At 40.8% G+C, this 1,718-nt stretch carries 1 protein-coding gene; it reads right to left on the reverse strand.

All coding sequences use genetic code 11. The features are described 5' to 3' along the window. Window positions 1-1,382 (reverse strand): PKD-like domain-containing protein (locus tag DPN68_RS12985; RefSeq protein WP_317047786.1); only part of this gene is annotated, 1,382 nt, incomplete at its 3' end. Window positions 1,383-1,718: the final 336 nt, after the last annotated feature.

The raw sequence follows: 1,718 nt of genomic DNA on the forward strand, positions 1-1,718 counted from the left end.
CCTGTTGCTCCTGCAATCAATGTATCATTGTAATACCAATCAAAATCATACATAGCACCACTTATCCCACTCTGCAATACATACGTCTGGAAGGTAACTCCTGAACCATCAACACAAATCGCTCCGTCTTGTAACGTAGGACGTGGCAATGGATTCACTCTAACTATGAAATCTGTAGTATTTCCAATACATCCATTCAAACGTGAAGTTACACGGTAACGGATAAATCCTTGTTGATCCGTTTCATTAATCAATATGTCATCAATCAATATCGGTGATACTCCTGAACCTTGAGTCGCATAACCTGCTGTGATATTTACAGCCTCAACTACTTCCCAATCTAACTCCGTTCCTGTCATCAATGGCGTTACCGAAATATTTAAATTCGCATTCTCGCCACTACAAATCTCTGATATTGGTAAACCTATCGGAGTGCCCGGAATCGGATTAACTGTAATAACTGGCGTTACAACTGAAACTCCTGTACATCCATTACGAATCGGAGTAATCTCAAACTGAATCGTTCCAGCTACTAATGGATCAGTAGTAACTAAAGTAACATCGATATCACCCGTAGTACTTGTGCCACTAGTTACTCCGCCAACTATCGTTACTCCATTATTATTAATCGCTTGCCAAGTGTAACTTAACCCACTTGGAATACCAACTACACTTATCGATACTTCATTATTAGAACAAATCGTCTCTGCACTTACATTTACATCCGTAATCTCTGGTACTGGATTAACAACAACTTGAATCGTAACTGCATCTCCATCACAATTATTAGCTCGTGGGATTACAACTATAGTAACAAAACCAACAACCGTAGGATCTTGTAATTGAACTAACTGATTAATATCTGTACCATCTCCATCTAAAACAAATGAACCCTCAATATTGGTAGTCGATGCTGACCAAGTATAAGTAGTACTAGCAACATCACTATTTAAAACCAAATTCATCGTAGCGCCATTACACAACACCAATGGATTAGGTGAAGCGGTCATTATTGGACGTGGGGTAACTTCAATTGTACCAGTTGCTACTGTTGAAGGACAACCGCCTATAGTAGTTACCGTATAGTTGAATGTTCCAGATACCGTTGGTGTACCACTAATAGTAGCTACATTACCTGCCCATGTACCGGTAACTCCTGCTGGTAATCCGGTAAATGTAGCTCCTGTAGCTCCTGTAGTAACTAGATTAATTTCATTAATCTCGTTATTAATACATACAGTTTCATTTATACCTACATCAATTGTGTTTGATGGCGTTACTGTAATTGTACCTGTAGTAGTCGCTGGTGGACATCCGCCTGTTGTAGTTACCGTATAGTTGAATGTTCCAGCTGCCGTAGGGGTGCCACTAATAGTAGCCACATTACCTGCCCATGAACCTGTAACTCCTGCTGGTAAACCTGAAAAAGTTGCGCCTGTTGCACCAGTAGTAGCTAAATTAATCGTAGTAATTGCTGTGTTGATACAAACCGTTTGGTTAGTACCTGCTGCAATTGTATTTNTGTGGATTAACTGTAATAGTTCCTGTTGTAGTCGCTGGTGGACATCCGCCTGTTGTAGTTACCGTGTAGTTAAATGTTCCAGCTGCCGTAGGGGTGCCACTAATAGTAGCCACATTACCTGCCCATGTACCCGTAACTCCTGCTGGTAAACCTGAGAAAGTTGCGCCTGTTGCACCAGTAGTAGCTAAATTAATCG

Origin of the sequence: Flavobacterium tibetense, from assembly GCF_003293845.1 — a bacterium.
GTDB classification, from domain to species: Bacteria; Bacteroidota; Bacteroidia; order Flavobacteriales; family Flavobacteriaceae; genus Flavobacterium; species Flavobacterium tibetense.